This window comes from Caldanaerobacter subterraneus (assembly GCF_004345675.1).
GTDB lineage: Bacteria > Bacillota > Thermoanaerobacteria > Thermoanaerobacterales > Thermoanaerobacteraceae > Thermoanaerobacter > Thermoanaerobacter subterraneus.
Window position 1 is genome coordinate 12758 of sequence record NZ_SLWU01000018.1, and the last position, 17897, is coordinate 30654.

The window sequence follows — 17897 nt, forward strand, 5'->3', positions numbered from 1 at the left end:
AATCTTCAGCCTTTTTTATGATATTTTTTGTGGCAAAAGAGGAAAATTTGATTTGTTGTCGAATAATAATTATTATAAAAAATTCTCAGGGGTGTTTTTATGGAAAAATTGAGAGTAGAGAAATTGAAAAGGTACATAGACCCGGCGATTTTGGACTTTGAAACAACTGATGAGGTTCCTGCTCTAGAGGGAATCATAGGGCAGGACAGAGCGCAAAAAGCGATGGAATTTGGGGTAAAAATTAAGCAAAAAGGCTATAACATTTTTATAACAGGCATTACTGGCACAGGCAGAACCAGTTTTGCTGCTACTTACATAAAGGAAATTGCTAAGAAAGAAAAAAAGCCAAATGACTGGGTTTATGTCTACAATTTCGAAAAACCTTCTCAGCCCATTGCGATAGAGTTACCTGCTGGGTTGGGAAAAGAGTTTAAGAAGGATATGGAGGAATTTGTAGAACAGCTTCAAAAAGACATTCCTAAAGCCTTTGAGTCGGATTCCTATGAAATGCAAAAAGGTGAAATAGTAAAAAAGTATCAAGAAAAGAAAAATGAGCTGATAGAGAATTTGAATGAACTAGCGAGAAACTACGGATTTGTCTTGAGGGATACCCGCACAGGACTTATAAGCATTCCTGTGATTGAGGGGAGACAGATAAACCAGGAGGAGTTTCAGCAGTTGGATGAGGAAGTGAGGAAAGAGATTGAGAAAAAAGCTGCAGAGTTTGAAGTAAAGGCTATGCAGGTCTGGAAAGAGATACAGCTTTTAGACAAGCAGGCGAGAGAAGAAATTAAAAAGCTTGACAATGATATAGGGCTTTTTGCTGTGGGTCATCTGATTGATGAATTAAAAGCGAAGTATAGCGAGTATGAGAGCGTCACCAATTATTTAGAGAGTGTAAAGAAGGATATTTTAGAAAATATTGATAGTTTTAAGGCTATAGATGGAGAAGCTTCTCCCTTTCCTTTCTTAAGAAAGGAAAAAGGATTTCTCAAAAAGTACATGGCAAACCTGTTTGTTGACAATAGCAATACAGAAGGAGCTCCGGTGGTGTTTGAGTACAATCCCAATTACAACAATCTAGTGGGGAATATAGAGTATGAAAGTGATTTTGGAGTTGCTACTACTGATTTTACTAAGATAAAAGCAGGAGCTCTGCATAAGGCAAACGGCGGTTATCTGATATTACAGGCGAAAGATGTGCTGTCATATCCTTTTGCTTGGGATGCCTTGAAGAGGTCTTTAAAGACGGAAAAAGTGATTATTGAAAATATTTCCTCGCAGTACGGGTTTTTGTCCATTTCTTCTTTAAAGCCTGAACCCATAAGGCTTTCTGTGAAAGTTATATTGATAGGCACTCCTTATCTTTATTATCTTTTGTACAATTACGATGAAGATTTTAGCAAGCTTTTTAAGGTAAAAGTGGACTTTAATGAGGAAATGGAGTTAAATGAAGAGAATATAAGGAAGCTATCTTCTTTTATAAAGACTCACTGCATTGAAGATAACCTAAAACCTTTTGACAAAACTGCTGTTGCCAGGGTAATAGAGTATAGCACAAGGCTTTCTGAAGACCAAAACAAGTTGAGTACGCGTTTTAATGAAATAGTAGAGGTGCTGTATGAGGCGGACGCTTGGGCAACCCTGGAGGGAAGTGAAGTTGTAACGGAAGAACATGTAAAGAAAGCTATAGAAGAGAAGATAAAGAGGGTAAACAAGTTAGAAGAGAAGATGCTGGAATATTTCAAAAAAGATATTTACCTGGTGGAGGTCACAGGTGAGAGGGTAGGATGCGTGAACGGGCTGGCAGTTATAGATCTGGGAGATTATGAGTTTGGAAAGCCTTCAAAGATAACTGTAACTACTTATCCAGGGGAAGAAGGAGTTGTGAATATTGAAAGAGAGTCGAAGATGAGCGGGCGCATTCACGATAAAGGCGTGATGATACTTACAGGATATCTGGGAAGCAAGTTTGCTAAGGATTTTCCTCTTACTTTGTCTGCCCGAATTGTGTTTGAACAGTCCTACGAAGGTGTAGAAGGGGATAGTGCTTCTTCTACAGAGCTTTATGCGCTTTTGTCAAGTCTTTCAGATGTTCCAATAAAGCAGGGAATAGCAGTTACAGGGTCTGTAAACCAGTTTGGGGAGATACAGCCTGTTGGAGGAGTCACTCATAAGATAGAAGGTTTTTATAAAGTTTGCAAGGAGAAAGGCTTGACAGGAGATCAAGGGGTGATAATCCCTTACCAGAACGTGTCCAATTTAGTTTTGTCAGATGAGGTTATAGAAGCGGTGGAAAAGGGGCTTTTCCACATATACAGCGTTAAGACAGTAGAAGAGGGCATGGAAATACTTACTGGCAGAAGTTTTGAGGAGATTTATGAAAGAGCTTATAATAAACTGAAGTACTATTACGAACTTTTGACAAACAAAAAAGAGGACAAAGGGGAGAAAAAGTGAGCTGTATAAGCAAAAAGGAAATAACAGACTTTGCTAAAGCAGTTGGCATTGACTTGATCGGTTTTGCTTCTGCCGATTGCCTTAAAGGATATAAAAGCTTTTTAGAAGAAAGAAAAAGTCTAGGTTATGAATGCCCTATTGAGGAGAGAATGCCGGATAAGAGGGTCTCTCCTGAATTTATTTTGCCAGAAGTTAAAACCATAATTTCTGTAGCTTTGTCCTACAATATAGAATACCAAGTAAAACTTCCTAGTAAAAGCTTTGGCATAATCTCAAAAAGCAGCTGGGGAATGGATTATCATTTGGTTTTAAAAGAAAAGATGAAAAGAGTGTGTGAGTTTGTAAAATCAAAATGTCCTGATGTAAAGACGGTTTCTCTGGTGGACAACAATCCTCTTTTGGAAAGGGCAATAGCCTATCACGCAGGGATAGGGTGGTTTGGTAAAAATGGGCTTATAATAAACGAAGAATACGGTTCATACCTTTTCTTAGGAGAAATTTTAATAAACGAATATTTTGAGCCTGATACTCCTCAGGAGTCAAAGTGTGGCGATTGCGATTTGTGTATGAAAGCTTGTCCTACAAAAGCTATAGAAAAGCCGTATATAGTTAATGCAAATAAGTGTCTTTCCTTTATAACAGTCAAAAAAGGAGAAATAGAAGAGGAATTTTTAAAAAAATTAGGAAGGAGAATATACGGATGCGATACCTGTCAGGAAGTCTGCCCTTTTAATAAGGAAGCCAAAAAAGTGAAAAGAGAAGAATTTACGCCTTCCAAACTTTTGCCTAGGCCTAACTTGATCGAGATTTTAAATATGTCAAATAAAGAGTTTAAGGAAATTTTTGGACCTACAGCTTCTTCTTGGAGAGGGAAAAGTGTTATAATAAGAAATGCAATAATTGCCTGTGTGAATACGAAAGACCAAGAGTGCATAGAGCCTATCAAGAAGCTTCTAAAGTCTCCGAGCCCTCTTTTGAGGGGATATAGTGCCTGGGCTATATCTTACTTGGAAGAAAGAGATAAAGCTATAGAGGAAATAAAAGAAGCTTTGAATAAAGAAAAAGATGGTTTTGCAATAAAGATGATGGCAGAAGCCTTACAAAAACTAGAAAGGTGAGGAAAGTGCGCATATCTAAAGAAGAAGCCCTGAAAGTCATAGAGATTTTGAAAAAAATCTATCCAAATGCAAAATCTGGTCTTAAGTTTAATAATCCTTTTGAGCTTTTGATTGCCACTATTTTGTCTGCTCAGTGCACTGACAAGAGGGTAAATATAATCACTGAGAGGCTTTTTAAAAAGTACAAGACTCCAGAGGATTTTTTAAAATTGACTCCTGAAGAACTTCAGGAGGAGATAAGGGAGTGTGGCCTTTACAGGAATAAGTCCAAAAGCATACTTGAGACCTGCAGAATTTTGAAAGAAAAGCATAACGGAAAAGTGCCTGATACTTTGGAAGAACTAATGGCTTTACCAGGGGTAGGAAGAAAGACTGCCAATGTGGTTTTAAGCAATGCCTTCTCAAAAGATGCCATAGCTGTGGATACCCATGTATTTAGAGTTTCAAACAGAATAGGGCTGGCAGATAGCAAGGATGTTTTGACAACTGAGAAACAGCTCATGGAAATTATACCGAAAAATTTGTGGTCAATATCCCACCACCTTTTGATATATCACGGCAGAAATTTATGTACTGCTAGAAAGCCTAAGTGCGACAAGTGTCCAGTAAAGGAGTTTTGCCTTTACTTTAAGGGGAGAAAAATTTAATGTTTTTGTAATTTTTTTAAGGAATAATTAATTGTATTGGAAGAGAAATTGTCATATATTAAAAAAAGAGACCAAAATTAAAAATGGGAGAGAAATGGATGCAGGCAAAGGGTGGAAGCAATAAGAATAAAAAGCGCAATTATTTCTACTTGGTAACTGTTTTGGCGTTGGCAGTTTTCTTATCTTTTGCTTTTGCTTACTTTTACGTCCTTCTCACGTCTTCCTATATTGCTAAAGGTGTGTTTATAGAAGGAATTAATGTAGGGGGGATGGAAAGGGAGGAAGCTCTCAGTATTATCAAAGAAAAATTTAAGGTTCCCAAGTTTTCTATTGTAGCTTTTTATGAAGGACAATCTTTTGAGATTACGACGGAGGATATTGGGCTTCAGTATAACTATGAGGAAGTGGTAAATAAAGCCTATGAGGTGGGCAGAAATGGAAATGTATTGGATAGGATAAGGGAAATTTACACCGTAGGAAGAGAAGGGAGAAATTATAACCTTTCCCTTTCTTATGATGAAAAACCGTTAAAAGAATTTATTGATAGGATAGCAGAGAAAATTGATAAAAAGCCTGAAAATGCTTCTATAAGGATTGTAAGAGGTGTAAAGAGCATAACACCAGAGAAGCTGGGGTTTAAAGTAGACAAAGAAAAAACCCTTAGCAATATAGTGGATGAGTTGAGCAAAGCTATTGAAAATAAACTTTTTGGTAGAGTAGAGGTAGAAGTATCCGTTAAAAAAGTGCTGCCACAAGTGACAAAAAGTATGCTGGATTCGATTAACGGCAGGATTTCGACGTTTTCTACTGTTTTTAACGCAGAGGATGTAAACAGGAGCGATAACCTTGTTGTAGCTTCCCGGGCGATAAACGGAACTCTTCTTTTGCCAGGAGAAGTGTTTTCATTGAACAAAGCCCTTGGACCGAGGGTCATAGAGAGGGGATATAAGGAGGCTCCGGTGATAATAGATAACAAATTGGTGCCGGCTTTAGGTGGAGGGATATGCCAGGTAGCAACTACGCTTTACAACGCTGTGCTGCGGGCGGATATAACGGTTGTGGAAAGATATCACCACAGCTTCCCTGTGGCTTATGTTCCGCCGGGACAGGATGCGACTATTTCAGGGGATGTGCTGGATCTGAAATTTAAAAATTCCACTCAGTACCCGATTTACATAGAGTCATATATAGAAGGCAACAGGCTGATAATAAACCTGTATGGACATGTGGAAAATCCTTCAAGATGGGTGGATATACAATCAGAAATCGTGGAAAAGTATGAGCCAAGTGTGAAGTACATAGAAGACCCTAACCTGCATGAAGGAGAAGTGATTGAAGAAGTAAAGCCCCAGACGGGGTACAAAGTCAACGTGTACAGGCTGACTTATGAAAACGGCAAGCTTGTAAAAAAGGAATTTTTGTACAGGGACCTTTACAAGCCTGTAGATGGGGTTATAAAAAAGGGGACTAAGAAGGTCCCTAAGGAAAACAACCCCCTTAAGGCTACAAGCCCAGTTGTTCCTCCCACAGATACTTCACCGCCACCGGATACTTCAACTGAAGAATCGCCTGCAAATTAAAAAAGTCCCACTTTTTAAAGTGGGGCTTTTTAATTGTTCATTTTTTTCTGACATGCGGGACAGTAACCGTAGAAATATAGTTTTTGTCCCACAACTTTGTAATCCGTGTGCTTTTTTACCTCTTCCAATAAATCTTTAAAAATGCTTTCATCCAAGTCTTCTACCTTGCCGCATCCAAGGCAGACTATGTGAGGATGGGGAGTGGTCTTTGCGTCATATCTGAAACTGCCTTCTCCTACATTCAATTCCTGAATTAGCCCTGTATTTTTTAAAACTTCCAAAGTCTTGTACACTGTAGCAAGGCTCATTGTAGGAAAATCAGAGACTAGCTTTTTGTAAATGGTTTCAGCAGTGGGATGCTCATTTGTATGCATTAAGAAATTAAGAATTGCAAGGCGCTGAGGCGTCACTTTGAGTCCTCTTTGCTTTAGAAGAGCAGTAATTTCCTCCATATTTATCACTCCAATCCATAAAAAATAATCTTTCTCTCTTAATATTTCGTGTTTTTATTATATCCCTATTTTTTAATAATGTCAATCGTTTTTATTAGAAAGGCGTATCGACTGAACTTTCGAAATAAGGTATAATATAACTGAACAGAATAGCAAAAGGAGTTGAAAAAAGTGCAGTATAAGCTAATTGCTATTGATATGGATGATACGCTTTTAAGGCACGATAAGACAATTTCTGAGGAGAACATTAAGGCGCTCCACAGGGCAAGAGAAAAGGGAGTGTATGTAGTGATTGCGACGGGAAGAGTGTTTGCCTCTGCTTACGCTTACGCTGATATGATCGGTTTTAGAACTTATATTATTGCAAGCAATGGAGCTTTGATAAGGGACCCAGATAACAACACTATCTATGAAAGCATTTTAGATTACAACAACATGATAGAGGTGATAAGAACCTGTCAAAAATATGGAACCTATTTTCAGTTGATAAGCGATACCACAGTGTACACTCCAGAGATTACAAATAAATTCCAGAGATATGCTGAATGGAATGCCCTTTTGAAAACAGAAATAAAAGTAGAAGTCGAAGAAATAGAAAATCCATTGGAAGAAGCGGAAAAACTTAAAGACAGGGTTTTGAAAGTGATAGTTTTCAATGAGGATCCAGACCTATTAAAAAGAATTAGAAGTGAGCTTTCTGAGAGGTTAGATGTGCAGATTACCAGCTCTTACGTGGACAACATTGAAATCATGAACAAGGGGGTCAGCAAAGGAAGGGCTTTGGAAATTCTTGGAGGATATCTTGGAGTCTCTAGAGAAGAGATGATAGCTATTGGAGACAGTGAGAATGACATAGAAATGATTAAATTTGCGGGATTAGGGGTGGCTATGGAGAATGCTATTGATGAAGTGAAAAAAGTAGCAGACTTTATCACAAAGTCCAACATGGAAGATGGGGTGAAACACGTTATTGAAAAATTTATATTAACTTGAGAGAGGGGATTTTGTTATGAAAAAGACTGTTCATTTGAGGATAACTGGACATGTCCAGGGAGTGGGGCTCAGGTATTCTGTGTATCAGAAGGCTACGTCTCTTGGAATTACGGGCTATGCAGAGAATTTGTACGATGGAAGTGTTGAAGTGGTAGCAGAAGGGGATGAGGAGAGCATAAAGGAGCTCATACATTTTATCAAGACAGGCTTGAGGTGGGCAAGAGTGGATAACGTGGAGGAGAGATGGTTAGAGTATAAAGGTCAGTACAAAGATTTTCGCATTTATTGAGGTTTTCCTTTCTTTTTTTATTTATTTAAACGTTTAAATGTGATATAATATTTTAAAAAGCTTCATCTATTTAGTGGATTAAATTACCTTGTGTATAAGATCGGATTGAGGGTGCATGGGTATGAGGATGGAATTTGATCTGAAACTTCAGCAAACCCAAAAGCTCATAATGACTCCAGAGCTAAAACAGGCTATTGAAATTTTGCAGTTAAATGCTCTGGAGTTAAATGAATTGATACAGCAGGAACTGGAGAATAATCCCCTTCTTGAGAGAGAAGAGGTTGAAGAAGATATATACGTGGTAGATGTCAAAGAATTGGCCAAAAGCATAAGGGAAATGGAAGAGAGGATGTACTACGGGGATTCTGATGATGAGGAAATGGATGAATTCAATTATGAGAATTTTGTGTCTGCTAAACCAGCCTTAAGCGATCATCTTCTTTTTCAACTTCATATAACACCTGTTCCTACTAGGATTCGCAAGATATGCGAGTATATAATATTTAGCCTAACTCCCAGTGGTTATTTAAAAGAAGATGTAAGAGAAATTGCACAGATGCTGGAGTGCACTGAAGAAGAGGTTTTGGAGGCATTGGCTGTTGTGCAATCTTTTGACCCCCCCTGGTGTAGGTGCCCGCAATTTGCAGGAGTGTCTGAAACTTCAGCTTCTTGCACAGGGCAATTACAAAGGAATTATAAAAGACCTTGTTGAAAATCATTTAGAAGATATTGCAGAGGGCAGGTATTCTTACTTAGCAAAGCTTTACAATGTGTCTGCAAAAGAGGTGCAGAAGGCGGTAGATGCGATAAAAAAATTAAATCCCAAACCGGGAAGCGTTTTTGCACCGGAAGCAGAAGGGTATATAGTTCCTGATGTAGAAGTGATAAAAAGGGATGGGGAGTATTTGGTGTTAGTAAATGATTCGAATATTCCGAGGTTACGGATTAACAGTTACTATTATTCCATATTAGAAAGTTCTGATGAAGAAGCTAAAAAATATATAACCTCTAAACTCCAGTCAGCTATGTGGCTTATAAAAAGCATAGAGAGCAGAAAGGAAACGCTGTATAAAGTTGTAAAGACCATAGTTGACCTTCAGAAAGAGTTTTTAGATAAAGGGATAAATTACTTGAAGCCTTTGACACAAAAGCAGGTTGCGGATATCCTCGGAATACATGAGTCAACTGTCAGCAGAGCTATCAACGGAAAATACGTCCAAACTCCAAGAGGGACTTTTGAGCTCAAGTTTTTCTTCCAGTCGGGGCTTCCCAGCAAGAATGGAAAAGAGTTTTCAGCTGAAACTGTTAAAAATTTGATTAAAAAGTTGATAGAGGAGGAAGACCCTGCGAACCCCTTAAGCGACCAGAAAATAGCAGAGATTTTAAGGGAGAAAAATATAAATATTTCTAGGCGAACTGTGGCAAAATATAGGGAGGAATGCAATATCCCTTCAACTCTTAAGCGAAAAAGATATTAAGTTTTTGTATTGAAAAAGGTTTGAAATTAGTATAAAATAGTTGGTGGAGGTTATTTTTATAAAAGGTGGGACATTTAAAGAATAACGGGACGGGAAGTGTCCTGAAGAGGGAAATGACATGAAGGATATAATAGCCTTGCAACAGAAAATAGTACCAGAGCTTATGGAACTTCTCCAAAAAAGGTATGCTATAATGAGAAACATCTACTTTAACCAGCCCATAGGTCGTCGAGCTCTTTCTCACCAGTTAAACATAGGAGAAAGGATAATACGCACAGAGGTTTCTTTTCTGAAGTCCCAGGGCCTCATAGATATAAATCCAATGGGCATGACAGTCACTAAAGAAGGCGAAGAATTGATTGAGAGCTTGAAAGATTTTATACATGAACTCAAGGGACTTGATAACATAGAGAAAGTCCTTGAGGAAAAATTAAAAGTGGAAAAAGTCATAGTAGTGCCTGGGAATACAGAAGAAGACCCGATGACAAAAAAAGAGCTTGGCAAATCTGCCGCCAATTACCTTAGGGAAATAATAAGGTATGACAGTGTCATAGCTTTAACAGGCGGATCTACTGTGCTGGAAGTTGCAAATGGCATGCCTCAATTGTACGCCCAATCAGAGATAGTAGTAGTTCCTGCTCGTGGAGGTCTAGGGAGGGAAGTAGAAAAACAGGCTAACACGATTGCCTCCATACTCGCTAAAAAACTTGGCGGTACATATAAGATGTTGTATGTTCCTGACCATTTAAGCAAAGAAGCGGTAGAAAGCCTTATGAAAGAGCCTGATATAAAAGAAGTAGTTGATATACTCAAAAAAGCGGACATCCTCATCTTTGGAATAGGTAGAGCTGATGTGATGGCTGACAGGAGAAATCTTCCACAGTCTATAAAGGATTTTTTAAAGGAGAAAGGTGCTGTGGCAGAAAGCCTGGGATATTACTTTGATAAAGAAGGAAAAATAGTATACGCAACACCTAGTATTTTCCTTACCATTGATGATTTGAAGTCAGTAAAGCATTTGATAGGAGTTTCTGGTGGGAAGAGCAAGGCAGAAGCTATTCTAGCCACCTGCAGAAGTGGAAATGTTAAGGTGCTCGTGACTGATGAAGGAGCTGCTTTTGAAATTTTAAGAATGGTGTAAAAACACCTTATAAGGTGTTTAACAAAAAAACTAACAAGGAGGAGTACATAATGGGTGTTAGAGTAGGAATTAACGGTTTTGGAAGAATAGGAAGGAATGTGTTTAGAGCTGCTTTAAAGAAAAATGCTGATTTAGAATTTGTGGCTGTCAATGATTTGACAGATGCTAAAACATTGGCTCACCTTCTCAAATACGACTCTGTCTTAGGGAAATTTGAAGGAGAGGTTTCTTACACTGATGACTCTCTAATTGTAAATGGGAAAGAGATAAAGATATTCAAGGAAACAGACCCAGGTAAGCTTCCATGGGGAGATTTGGGAGTGGACATTGTAATTGAGTCTACAGGAAGATTTACTAACAAAGAGGATGCTATAAAGCACATACACGGTGGAGCTAAAAAGGTGATAATTACAGCTCCTGCAAAAAATGAGGATGTTACAATTGTGATGGGTGTAAATGAGCACATGTATGACCCTGCTAATCACCATGTGATTTCAAACGCATCATGTACGACAAACTGCTTGGCTCCTATTGCAAAAGTATTGAATGACAAATTCCGCATTAAAAAAGGTATGATGACAACAGTTCACTCTTATACAAATGACCAGAGAATATTGGATCTTCCTCACAGTGATTTGAGAAGAGCGAGAGCTGCAGCTGTTTCAATAATACCTACGACAACAGGTGCGGCAAAGGCCATCCACTTGGTAATTCCTGAGTTAAAAGGCAAGATGAACGGTTTTGCAATGAGAGTTCCAACGCCTAACGTTTCAGTTGTAGATTTGGTGGTTGAAGTAGAAATTCCAACCACGGTAGAGGAAGTAAACGCTGCTATGAAGGAAGCTTCTGAGACATACATGAAAGGTATCTTGGGATACTCTGAGGACCCATTGGTTTCTGTGGACTACAAGGGAGACGACAGGTCTTCAATAGTGGATGCTCCTCTCACAATGGTAGTGGAGGGCACACTCGTTAAAGTAGTTTCCTGGTACGACAACGAATGGGGTTACTCCAACAGAGTCGTTGACCTGGCTCTTTATATAGCTGAAAGGATGTAGCAGGGCAAAGGTCCGCGTCCTTCAAGGACCGGACCTTTAAATCCTAATATAGGGGAGGTTTTTGAAGTGAAAAAGAAAACTGTGAGAGACATAGACGTTAGCGGAAAAAGAGTTTTAGTTAGAGTAGATTTTAACGTGCCGATGGATGAAAATAAAAACATAACAGATGACAGGCGCATAAGAGAAGCTCTTCCCACCATTGAGTATTTAATAAATCACAACGCAAAAGTGATACTGGTATCTCACCTGGGGAGACCTAAGGGGAAATTCAATCCGGATTACTCTTTAAAGCCTGTTGCAAAAAGGCTGTCTGAGCTTTTGAAAAAGCCTGTAATTATGGCAGAGGATGTGATTGGAGAAGATGCTAAGGTAAAAGCTGCTGCCTTAAAAGAAGGGGAAGTTCTCCTTTTGGAAAATGTTAGATTCCATGCAGAAGAGGAGAAGAATGACCCTGAATTTGCAAAAGAGCTTGCATCTTTAGCAGATATATACGTAAATGATGCTTTTGGCACTGCTCACAGGGCTCACGCTTCTACTGCAGGAGTTGCCAAGTATCTTCCAGCAGTGGCAGGTTTTTTAATTGAAAAAGAGCTTTCTATAATGGGAGAAGCGTTGGAGAATCCTAAGAGACCTTTTGTGGCGATTTTAGGTGGAGCTAAAGTTTCTGATAAAATTGGGGTTATAACAAATCTTCTGGAAAAAGTGGACAGCCTGTTAATTGGCGGTGGAATGGCTTATACCTTTATTAAGGCGAAGGGCTACGAAATAGGGAAATCTCTTTTGGAAGAGGATAAAATTGAACTAGCAAAGGAAATAATGGAAAAAGCAAAGCAGAAGGGCGTAAATTTCATGCTTCCTGTTGATACAGTTATCGCGAAAGAGTTAAAATCCGGGGTACCTTATGAAGTGGTTGACATTGACAAAATGCCAGAAGACCAGATAGGAGTTGACATTGGGCCTAAAACAATAGAAGAGTATTCAAAAGTGATAAAGCATGCCATGACAGTTGTATGGAATGGACCAATGGGAGTTTTTGAAATACCTGAATTTGCCAAAGGTACAAAAGCTATCGCAAAGGCTTTGAGCGAGTGCAAAGGTACAACAATAGTAGGAGGAGGAGATTCTGCAGCTGCCATAGAACAGCTTGGCTATGCTGATAAAGTCACCCACATTTCAACTGGAGGCGGTGCGTCACTGGAATTTTTAGAGGGGAAAGTCTTGCCGGGAATTGACATTTTGAATGATAAGTAAAGGGGTGTTTTGTTTTGAGAAGGCCTATAATTGCAGGAAATTGGAAAATGCATAAGACCCCTTCAGAGGCAGTGAAATTGGTAGAAGAGCTGATTCCTCTAGTAAAAGATGCAAAAGCCGAAGTAGTAGTAATTCCCCCTTTTGTAGATTTGACAGAAGTTGCTAGAGTCATAAAAGGTACTAATATATTGCTGGGAGCACAAAACATGTTCTGGGAAGAAAAGGGGGCTTACACAGGAGAAATTTCACCTGTCATGCTAAAAGAAATAGGAGTAACTTATGTGGTAATTGGCCATTCTGAAAGAAGGCAGTATTTTAAAGAGACAGATGAAATGGTGAATAAAAAAGTGTTGTCTGCCCTTTCACACGATTTAAAACCTATCGTCTGTGTAGGAGAATCTCTTTCTCAAAGAGAGGAAGGAAAAACTTACGATGTAGTTTTAACTCAGACAAGGGAAGCTTTAAAAGGCGTATCTGAGGAAGATATAACAAAAGTAGTCATCGCTTATGAGCCTGTTTGGGCAATAGGGACGGGTAAAAATGCTACTCCACAGGACGCCAATGAGGTTATAAAAGCTATAAGGAATACAATAGCAGAACTTTATGGGAAAGATAAGGCTGAAATGGTGAGAATACAGTACGGAGGAAGTGTGAAACCTGATAACATCTCTGGTTTCATGGCAGAAAGCGATATAGACGGAGCTTTGGTTGGCGGTGCCAGCCTTGTGGCTGAGGATTTTGCAAAGATTGTGAATTACTAAATTTTACATAGAAAGGGGAAGTGGTATGTCATCAATTATTGATATTTATGCGAGGGAAATATTAGATTCTCGTGGCAATCCTACGATTGAGGTAGAAGTTGAATTAGACAGTGGTGCAGTGGGAAGAGCTGCTGTACCGTCTGGGGCTTCTACTGGGGCTTTTGAAGCAATTGAGTTAAGAGATGGAGATAAGTCAAGATACTTAGGAAAAGGCGTATTGAAAGCAGTACAGAATGTAAATGACATTATTGCGCCAGAATTAATTGGTATGGAAGCACAGGACCAGGTAGCAATTGATAAAGCTATGATTGAACTGGATGGAACGCCCAATAAAAGCAAGTTAGGAGCAAATGCTATTTTAGGTGTGTCTTTGGCAGTTGCAAAAGCGGCAGCAGAAGAGCTGGGTCTTCCTCTGTACCAGTATTTAGGGGGCGTAAATGCTAAGATACTTCCTGTTCCAATGATGAACATACTAAATGGCGGAAAGCATGCTGACAACAATGTAGATATACAAGAGTTTATGATTATGCCTGTAGGAGCTCCCAATTTTAAAGAGGCTTTAAGGATGTGTTCAGAAGTTTATCACAGCCTGAAAAATGTGCTTCACTCCAAGGGATTGAGCACTACAGTTGGCGATGAGGGAGGTTTTGCGCCTAACCTTACATCGAATGAAGAGGCAATTAAAGTAATACTTGAGGCTATAGAAAAAGCCGGATATGTACCTGGGGAAGACATAGTTTTAGCGTTGGACCCTGCGGCCACTGAAATGTACAAAGAAGATGGGAAATACCATTTTGAAGGAGAGGGAATTGTGAGAACTTCTGAGGAAATGATAGAGTTCTGGGAGCAGCTCGTCAGCAAATACCCCATTGTTTCTATAGAAGATGGACTTGCAGAGGAAGACTGGAACGGATGGAAACTCTTAACTGAAAGATTGGGCAAAAAGGTGCAGCTAGTAGGAGACGACCTATTTGTGACGAATACGGAAAGGCTCTCAAAAGGCATTAACATGGGAGTTGCAAATTCAATACTCATAAAGCTCAATCAGATAGGTACTCTGACAGAGACATTGGATGCCATTGAAATGGCTAAAAGGGCAGGCTACACTGCTATCGTATCTCACAGGTCAGGAGAGACGGAAGATACAACTATTGCTGATTTAGTAGTAGCTACAAATGTAGGTCAGATCAAAACAGGTGCTCCAGCAAGGACCGATAGAGTTGCAAAATATAACCAATTATTAAGAATAGAAGAAGCATTGGGAAGCGTGGCCCAGTATCCTGGAAAAAATGCTTTCTACAACATCAGAAAATAAAAAAAGCTTAAAGGGGACTTTTCGCGTCCCCTTTTCTAAATTTCCTCTTGATTTGTAAAAGATGTACTTGTATAATATATACTGTGGCATTATTGGGCTTAAAAATTTTAAATGAGGCGGTGTGAACATGCTGACGACAGTGCTTATGGTTATGCAGGTTCTGGTTAGCATATTTTTGATAGTTATAGTGCTCCTTCAAAAAGGGAAAAGTGCAGGAATTTCAGGAGTAATTGCTGGTGGAGCGGAAACTTTCTTTGGCAAACACAAGGCGAAAACTTTAGAGGGTACTTTAGAAAGGCTTACAGTAATCGGTGCTACACTTTTTATAGTTTTATCGATAATACTTACAATATTGATGGCAAGATAAACGATAAAAACCCTTTTATGGGTTTTTATTTTTACTATTTAAAAAGGCCAGGTGGTCGGATGAAAGTTAGAGAAATTACAGAGGAGCTGGAATACAAGCTCCTTTCTCCATATGCTGCGAAAAGCCGAGAAAGCCGTGGAAGAGCCAGAGAAGAAGAAAAGTGCGACATAAGGACTGATTTTCAAAGAGATAGGGACAGAATAATTCACAGTAAAGCCTTTAGAAGATTAAGCCATAAGACACAGGTTTTTATTTCTCCGGAAGGGGACCACTACAGGACAAGGTTAACTCACACACTGGAGGTAGCACAAATTGCCCGCACAATAGCGAGGGCTTTAAGACTGAATGAAGACTTGACAGAAGCGATTGCCTTAGGACACGATTTGGGTCATACTCCTTTTGGGCATTCTGGAGAAGAAGTCCTAAATAAACTCTTAAAAGGTGGATTCAGACACAGCGAGCAGAGCATAAGAGTGGTAGAAGTTTTAGAAAATGACGGAAAGGGGCTTAATCTTACTTGGGAAGTGAAGGATGGGATATTAAACCATTCTACTGGAGGAAAACCCAGTACTTTGGAAGGGCAAGTGGTGCAGATTTCTGATAAGATAGCATATATAAATCACGATATAGACGATGCTATAAGAGGGAGAGTACTAAAACCAGAGGATTTGCCGAAGGATTTGATAGCTATTTTGGGGGATAAGCATGGCAAGAGGATAGACACAATGGTGAGGGATGTCATTTATAACAGCATGGGGAAACCAGAGGTTTCCATGAGCAAGGAGATATATGAGGCGACATATCAGTTAAGGGCTTTTCTGTTCGAAAAGGTATATATTGGCTCGAAAGCCAAAAGAGATGAAGAAAAAGCCAAAAGAGTTGTTGAGCAGCTTTTTTATTATTTCTATGACAATGTAGATAAAATGCCTAAAGAGTTTGTAAGACTTGCCGAAATTTATGGAAGAGAGAGGGCTGTAGCTGACTATATTGCGGGAATGACAGATAAATACGCTCTTTTAAAGTACAAGGAAATTTTTCTGCCTAGCCCGTGGTTTGAGCAAAATATTTTTGACTTATAAAAGAAGGATTTTTTAATTTTTTGTCGAATATATATTGGACGTCATAAAAAGAGGAATTTAACAATTTCTGTCGAATAGAATAATTAGGTGATATTGATGGCTTATACGAGAGAGTCCATTGAAAAGGTGATAGAGGCCAATGACATTGTAGATGTGATTTCTGACTATGTAGAGCTCAAAAGAGCTGGAAAGGAATTTCGGGGACTCTGCCCTTTTCACAGGGAGAAGACGCCATCTTTTATGGTAAGCCCTACTAAACAGGTATACCATTGTTTTGGTTGCAATGCCAGTGGCAATGTAGTGACCTTTATAATGGATATTGAAAATTTAAGCTTTAAAGAGGCTATTGAATTTTTGGCTGAAAGAGCAGGGATTCCTCTAGAAGAAGTAGATTTAAGTGAAGAAGAGGCCAAGAGGAAGAAGATAATTGAGGAAATATACAGAGTAAATAAAATAGCTGCTTTGTTTTTTCATCGGAAACTCTTTTCAGAAGAAGGAGTCAAAGCTTTAGAATACTTAAAGAGTAGAGGACTTAGCAGCACTACAATAAAAAAATTTGGCATAGGGTATGCTCCCTCAAATGATGACCTCCTTAATTTCTTAAAAGGAAAAGGATATAAAGAAAATTTTTTAAGCAAAGCAGGACTTGTGGTTTATAAAAGTGGCAAATACTATGACAGGTTTAAAGATAGGGTCATGTTTCCTATCATCGATGTAAGGGGCAATGTAGTAGGATTTGGGGGACGAGCCCTGGATGATTCTTTGCCTAAATATCTTAATACACCTGAGACTGAAATCTTTAAAAAAGGCAAGACTCTTTTTGCTATAAACTTTGCGAAAAAAACCCAAGATGACAAGTTTATAATAGTGGAAGGATATATGGATGCAATTTCTCTGCATCAGGCAGGTATTGACTGTGCTGTTGCGTCTTTGGGGACCGCTTTGACTGAAGATCAGGCAAGGCTTATAAAAAGATACAAGAAAAATGTCGTGATTGCTTATGATGCTGATGAAGCTGGGGTTAATGCTACGTTGAGGGGACTTGACATTCTAGAAAAATTGAATATAAATATAAAAGTGCTGAGCATACCTGAAGGGAAAGACCCTGACGAATTTATTAAAAAAGAAGGAAGTGAAGCCTTTAAAAGGCTTGTTGAAAATGCTGAAAGTTTGATAGAGTTTAAGTCGAAAATTTTCAAAAAAGGTCTTGACTTTGAAAAAGTTGAAGATAGAATAATATATGTTAAAAAAATTGCAAGTGAAATAGCAAAAATTTCTGACGAAGTGAAAAGAGAAGTTTATATTTCAGCTGCTGCTAAAACTGCTCAAATACCTGAAAATGCTGTTAGAACAGAGGTTGACCGATTTGTCAAGAGGGAAACCGAAAAAAAACAAAAATTTATGTATAGGACTGGCAATATAAGGCATAATATATACAGTAGCAGTAAAATATCACCAGAAAAGTACTTAATTGCATTGCTTTTACACGATAATAATTTGTATCACAAGATAAAAGGTGTAATTAAACCGGATATGTTGGAGGACTCCAAGTTAAAACCTATCTTTGAGGAAATAGTATCGAGTTTAGAGGGAGGAAAACAGGTTCAAATAAAAGATATAGTATACCTTATTCAGGAGGAAGATAACTTAATTTCAGATTTTAACGATATAGTAAAAGCCCTTTTTGAAGCGGAGGACCTTTCGCAAATGGTGGATGACATCCTGCAGAAGATTTTGCTAAATAATCTTGCAAGAAAGAGAGAAGAGATAAGAAAAGAGATATTAAATGCTCATCTTCTGGGGGATGTAGAAAAAGAGAGAGAGCTTCTTATTAAACTTCAAAATTGTGAAAAGGAGATGCTTAAGATAAAAGATGGGCAGAAAGAGAGAAACCCATAGGGAGGGGAA

At 38.7% G+C, this 17897-nt stretch carries 17 protein-coding genes; 16 read left to right on the plus strand and 1 reads right to left on the minus strand.

What is annotated here, in order from left to right; all coding sequences use genetic code 11:
• Positions 1–99 precede the first annotated feature (99 nt).
• The 4 genes from EV203_RS08795 (at position 100) to EV203_RS08810 (ending at position 5805) form a co-directional block, all read left to right on the plus strand.
• Positions 100–2460 carry a Lon protease family protein gene (locus tag EV203_RS08795; RefSeq protein ID WP_132040138.1) on the plus strand — a complete coding sequence of 787 codons (2361 nt, stop codon included), beginning with the start codon at positions 100–102 and terminating at the stop codon, positions 2458–2460.
• Positions 2457–3578, plus strand: coding sequence for a tRNA epoxyqueuosine(34) reductase QueG (gene queG / locus EV203_RS08800; protein ID WP_011025966.1), 1122 nt, complete (start codon positions 2457–2459; stop codon positions 3576–3578). The genes EV203_RS08795 and queG overlap by 4 nt, the downstream gene beginning before the upstream one ends.
• A 5-nt stretch (positions 3579–3583) precedes the next feature.
• Positions 3584–4225: an endonuclease III gene (nth, locus tag EV203_RS08805; RefSeq protein ID WP_011025965.1), complete on the plus strand. Its 642-nt coding sequence runs from the start codon at positions 3584–3586 to the stop codon at positions 4223–4225.
• A gap of 98 nt (positions 4226–4323) precedes the next feature.
• Positions 4324–5805, plus strand: a complete 1482-nt coding sequence (locus EV203_RS08810; RefSeq protein WP_011025964.1) for a VanW family protein — start codon at positions 4324–4326, stop codon at positions 5803–5805.
• 29 nt (positions 5806–5834) lie between these two features.
• Here the strand turns inward: EV203_RS08810 and perR are convergent, their stop codons facing one another.
• Positions 5835–6257, minus strand: a complete 423-nt coding sequence (gene perR / locus EV203_RS08815; RefSeq protein ID WP_132040140.1) for a transcriptional regulator PerR — start codon at positions 6255–6257, stop codon at positions 5835–5837.
• Positions 6258–6428: 171 nt separating this feature from the next.
• On the opposite strand from perR, the gene EV203_RS08820 reads away from it, so the two are divergent.
• The 12 genes from EV203_RS08820 to dnaG all read left to right on the plus strand — a co-directional run bounded on the left by EV203_RS08820 (position 6429) and on the right by dnaG (position 17888).
• Complete coding sequence (locus tag EV203_RS08820; protein ID WP_009611199.1) at positions 6429–7250, plus strand: Cof-type HAD-IIB family hydrolase; 822 nt, start codon at positions 6429–6431, stop codon at positions 7248–7250.
• A 16-nt stretch (positions 7251–7266) separates the two neighbouring features.
• Positions 7267–7539: an acylphosphatase gene (locus EV203_RS08825; protein WP_011025961.1), complete on the plus strand. Its 273-nt coding sequence runs from the start codon at positions 7267–7269 to the stop codon at positions 7537–7539.
• Positions 7540–7660: 121 nt separating this feature from the next.
• A complete protein-coding gene (locus tag EV203_RS14430; protein ID WP_279432260.1) occupies positions 7661–8251 on the plus strand; it encodes an RNA polymerase factor sigma-54 in 591 nt (196 codons plus the stop codon).
• Positions 8181–9017: an RNA polymerase factor sigma-54 gene (rpoN, locus tag EV203_RS14435; RefSeq protein ID WP_279432261.1), complete on the plus strand. Its 837-nt coding sequence runs from the start codon at positions 8181–8183 to the stop codon at positions 9015–9017. Before EV203_RS14430 ends, rpoN begins: the two co-directional genes overlap by 71 nt.
• Positions 9018–9135: 118 nt before the next feature.
• Positions 9136–10158: a sugar-binding transcriptional regulator gene (locus tag EV203_RS08835; protein ID WP_132040142.1), complete on the plus strand. Its 1023-nt coding sequence runs from the start codon at positions 9136–9138 to the stop codon at positions 10156–10158.
• A gap of 50 nt (positions 10159–10208) precedes the next feature.
• Complete coding sequence (gene gap / locus EV203_RS08840) at positions 10209–11216, plus strand: type I glyceraldehyde-3-phosphate dehydrogenase (protein WP_132040143.1); 1008 nt, start codon at positions 10209–10211, stop codon at positions 11214–11216.
• A gap of 66 nt (positions 11217–11282) precedes the next feature.
• Entirely contained in the window at positions 11283–12467 is a 1185-nt protein-coding gene (locus EV203_RS08845) for a phosphoglycerate kinase (protein WP_011025957.1), read from the plus strand.
• Between the two features lie 14 nt (positions 12468–12481).
• On the plus strand, positions 12482–13228 hold the full coding sequence (gene tpiA / locus EV203_RS08850; protein WP_011025956.1) for a triose-phosphate isomerase: 747 nt from the start codon (positions 12482–12484) through the stop codon (positions 13226–13228).
• A gap of 25 nt (positions 13229–13253) precedes the next feature.
• Entirely contained in the window at positions 13254–14543 is a 1290-nt protein-coding gene (gene eno / locus EV203_RS08855; RefSeq protein WP_132040144.1) for a phosphopyruvate hydratase, read from the plus strand.
• Between the two features lie 127 nt (positions 14544–14670).
• Positions 14671–14910, plus strand: coding sequence for a preprotein translocase subunit SecG (gene secG / locus EV203_RS08860; protein WP_011025954.1), 240 nt, complete (start codon positions 14671–14673; stop codon positions 14908–14910).
• Between the two features lie 59 nt (positions 14911–14969).
• Positions 14970–15989, plus strand: coding sequence for a deoxyguanosinetriphosphate triphosphohydrolase (locus EV203_RS08865; RefSeq protein ID WP_011025953.1), 1020 nt, complete (start codon positions 14970–14972; stop codon positions 15987–15989).
• A gap of 96 nt (positions 15990–16085) precedes the next feature.
• A complete protein-coding gene (dnaG, locus tag EV203_RS08870; protein ID WP_132040145.1) occupies positions 16086–17888 on the plus strand; it encodes a DNA primase in 1803 nt (600 codons plus the stop codon).
• Positions 17889–17897 lie beyond the last annotated feature (9 nt).

Coding starts and splice junctions, on each gene's coding strand:
- EV203_RS14430 (WP_279432260.1), top strand. CDS start 7,661: ATGAGGATGGAATTTGATCTGAAACTTCAGCAAACCCAAAAGCTCATA.
- eno (WP_132040144.1), top strand. CDS start 13,254: ATGTCATCAATTATTGATATTTATGCGAGGGAAATATTAGATTCTCGT.
- EV203_RS08795 (WP_132040138.1), top strand. CDS start 100: ATGGAAAAATTGAGAGTAGAGAAATTGAAAAGGTACATAGACCCGGCG.
- gap (WP_132040143.1), top strand. CDS start 10,209: ATGGGTGTTAGAGTAGGAATTAACGGTTTTGGAAGAATAGGAAGGAAT.
- dnaG (WP_132040145.1), top strand. CDS start 16,086: ATGGCTTATACGAGAGAGTCCATTGAAAAGGTGATAGAGGCCAATGAC.
- EV203_RS08825 (WP_011025961.1), top strand. CDS start 7,267: ATGAAAAAGACTGTTCATTTGAGGATAACTGGACATGTCCAGGGAGTG.
- EV203_RS08835 (WP_132040142.1), top strand. CDS start 9,136: ATGAAGGATATAATAGCCTTGCAACAGAAAATAGTACCAGAGCTTATG.
- perR (WP_132040140.1), bottom strand. CDS start 6,257: ATGGAGGAAATTACTGCTCTTCTAAAGCAAAGAGGACTCAAAGTGACG.
- EV203_RS08865 (WP_011025953.1), top strand. CDS start 14,970: ATGAAAGTTAGAGAAATTACAGAGGAGCTGGAATACAAGCTCCTTTCT.
- secG (WP_011025954.1), top strand. CDS start 14,671: ATGCTGACGACAGTGCTTATGGTTATGCAGGTTCTGGTTAGCATATTT.
- EV203_RS08810 (WP_011025964.1), top strand. CDS start 4,324: ATGCAGGCAAAGGGTGGAAGCAATAAGAATAAAAAGCGCAATTATTTC.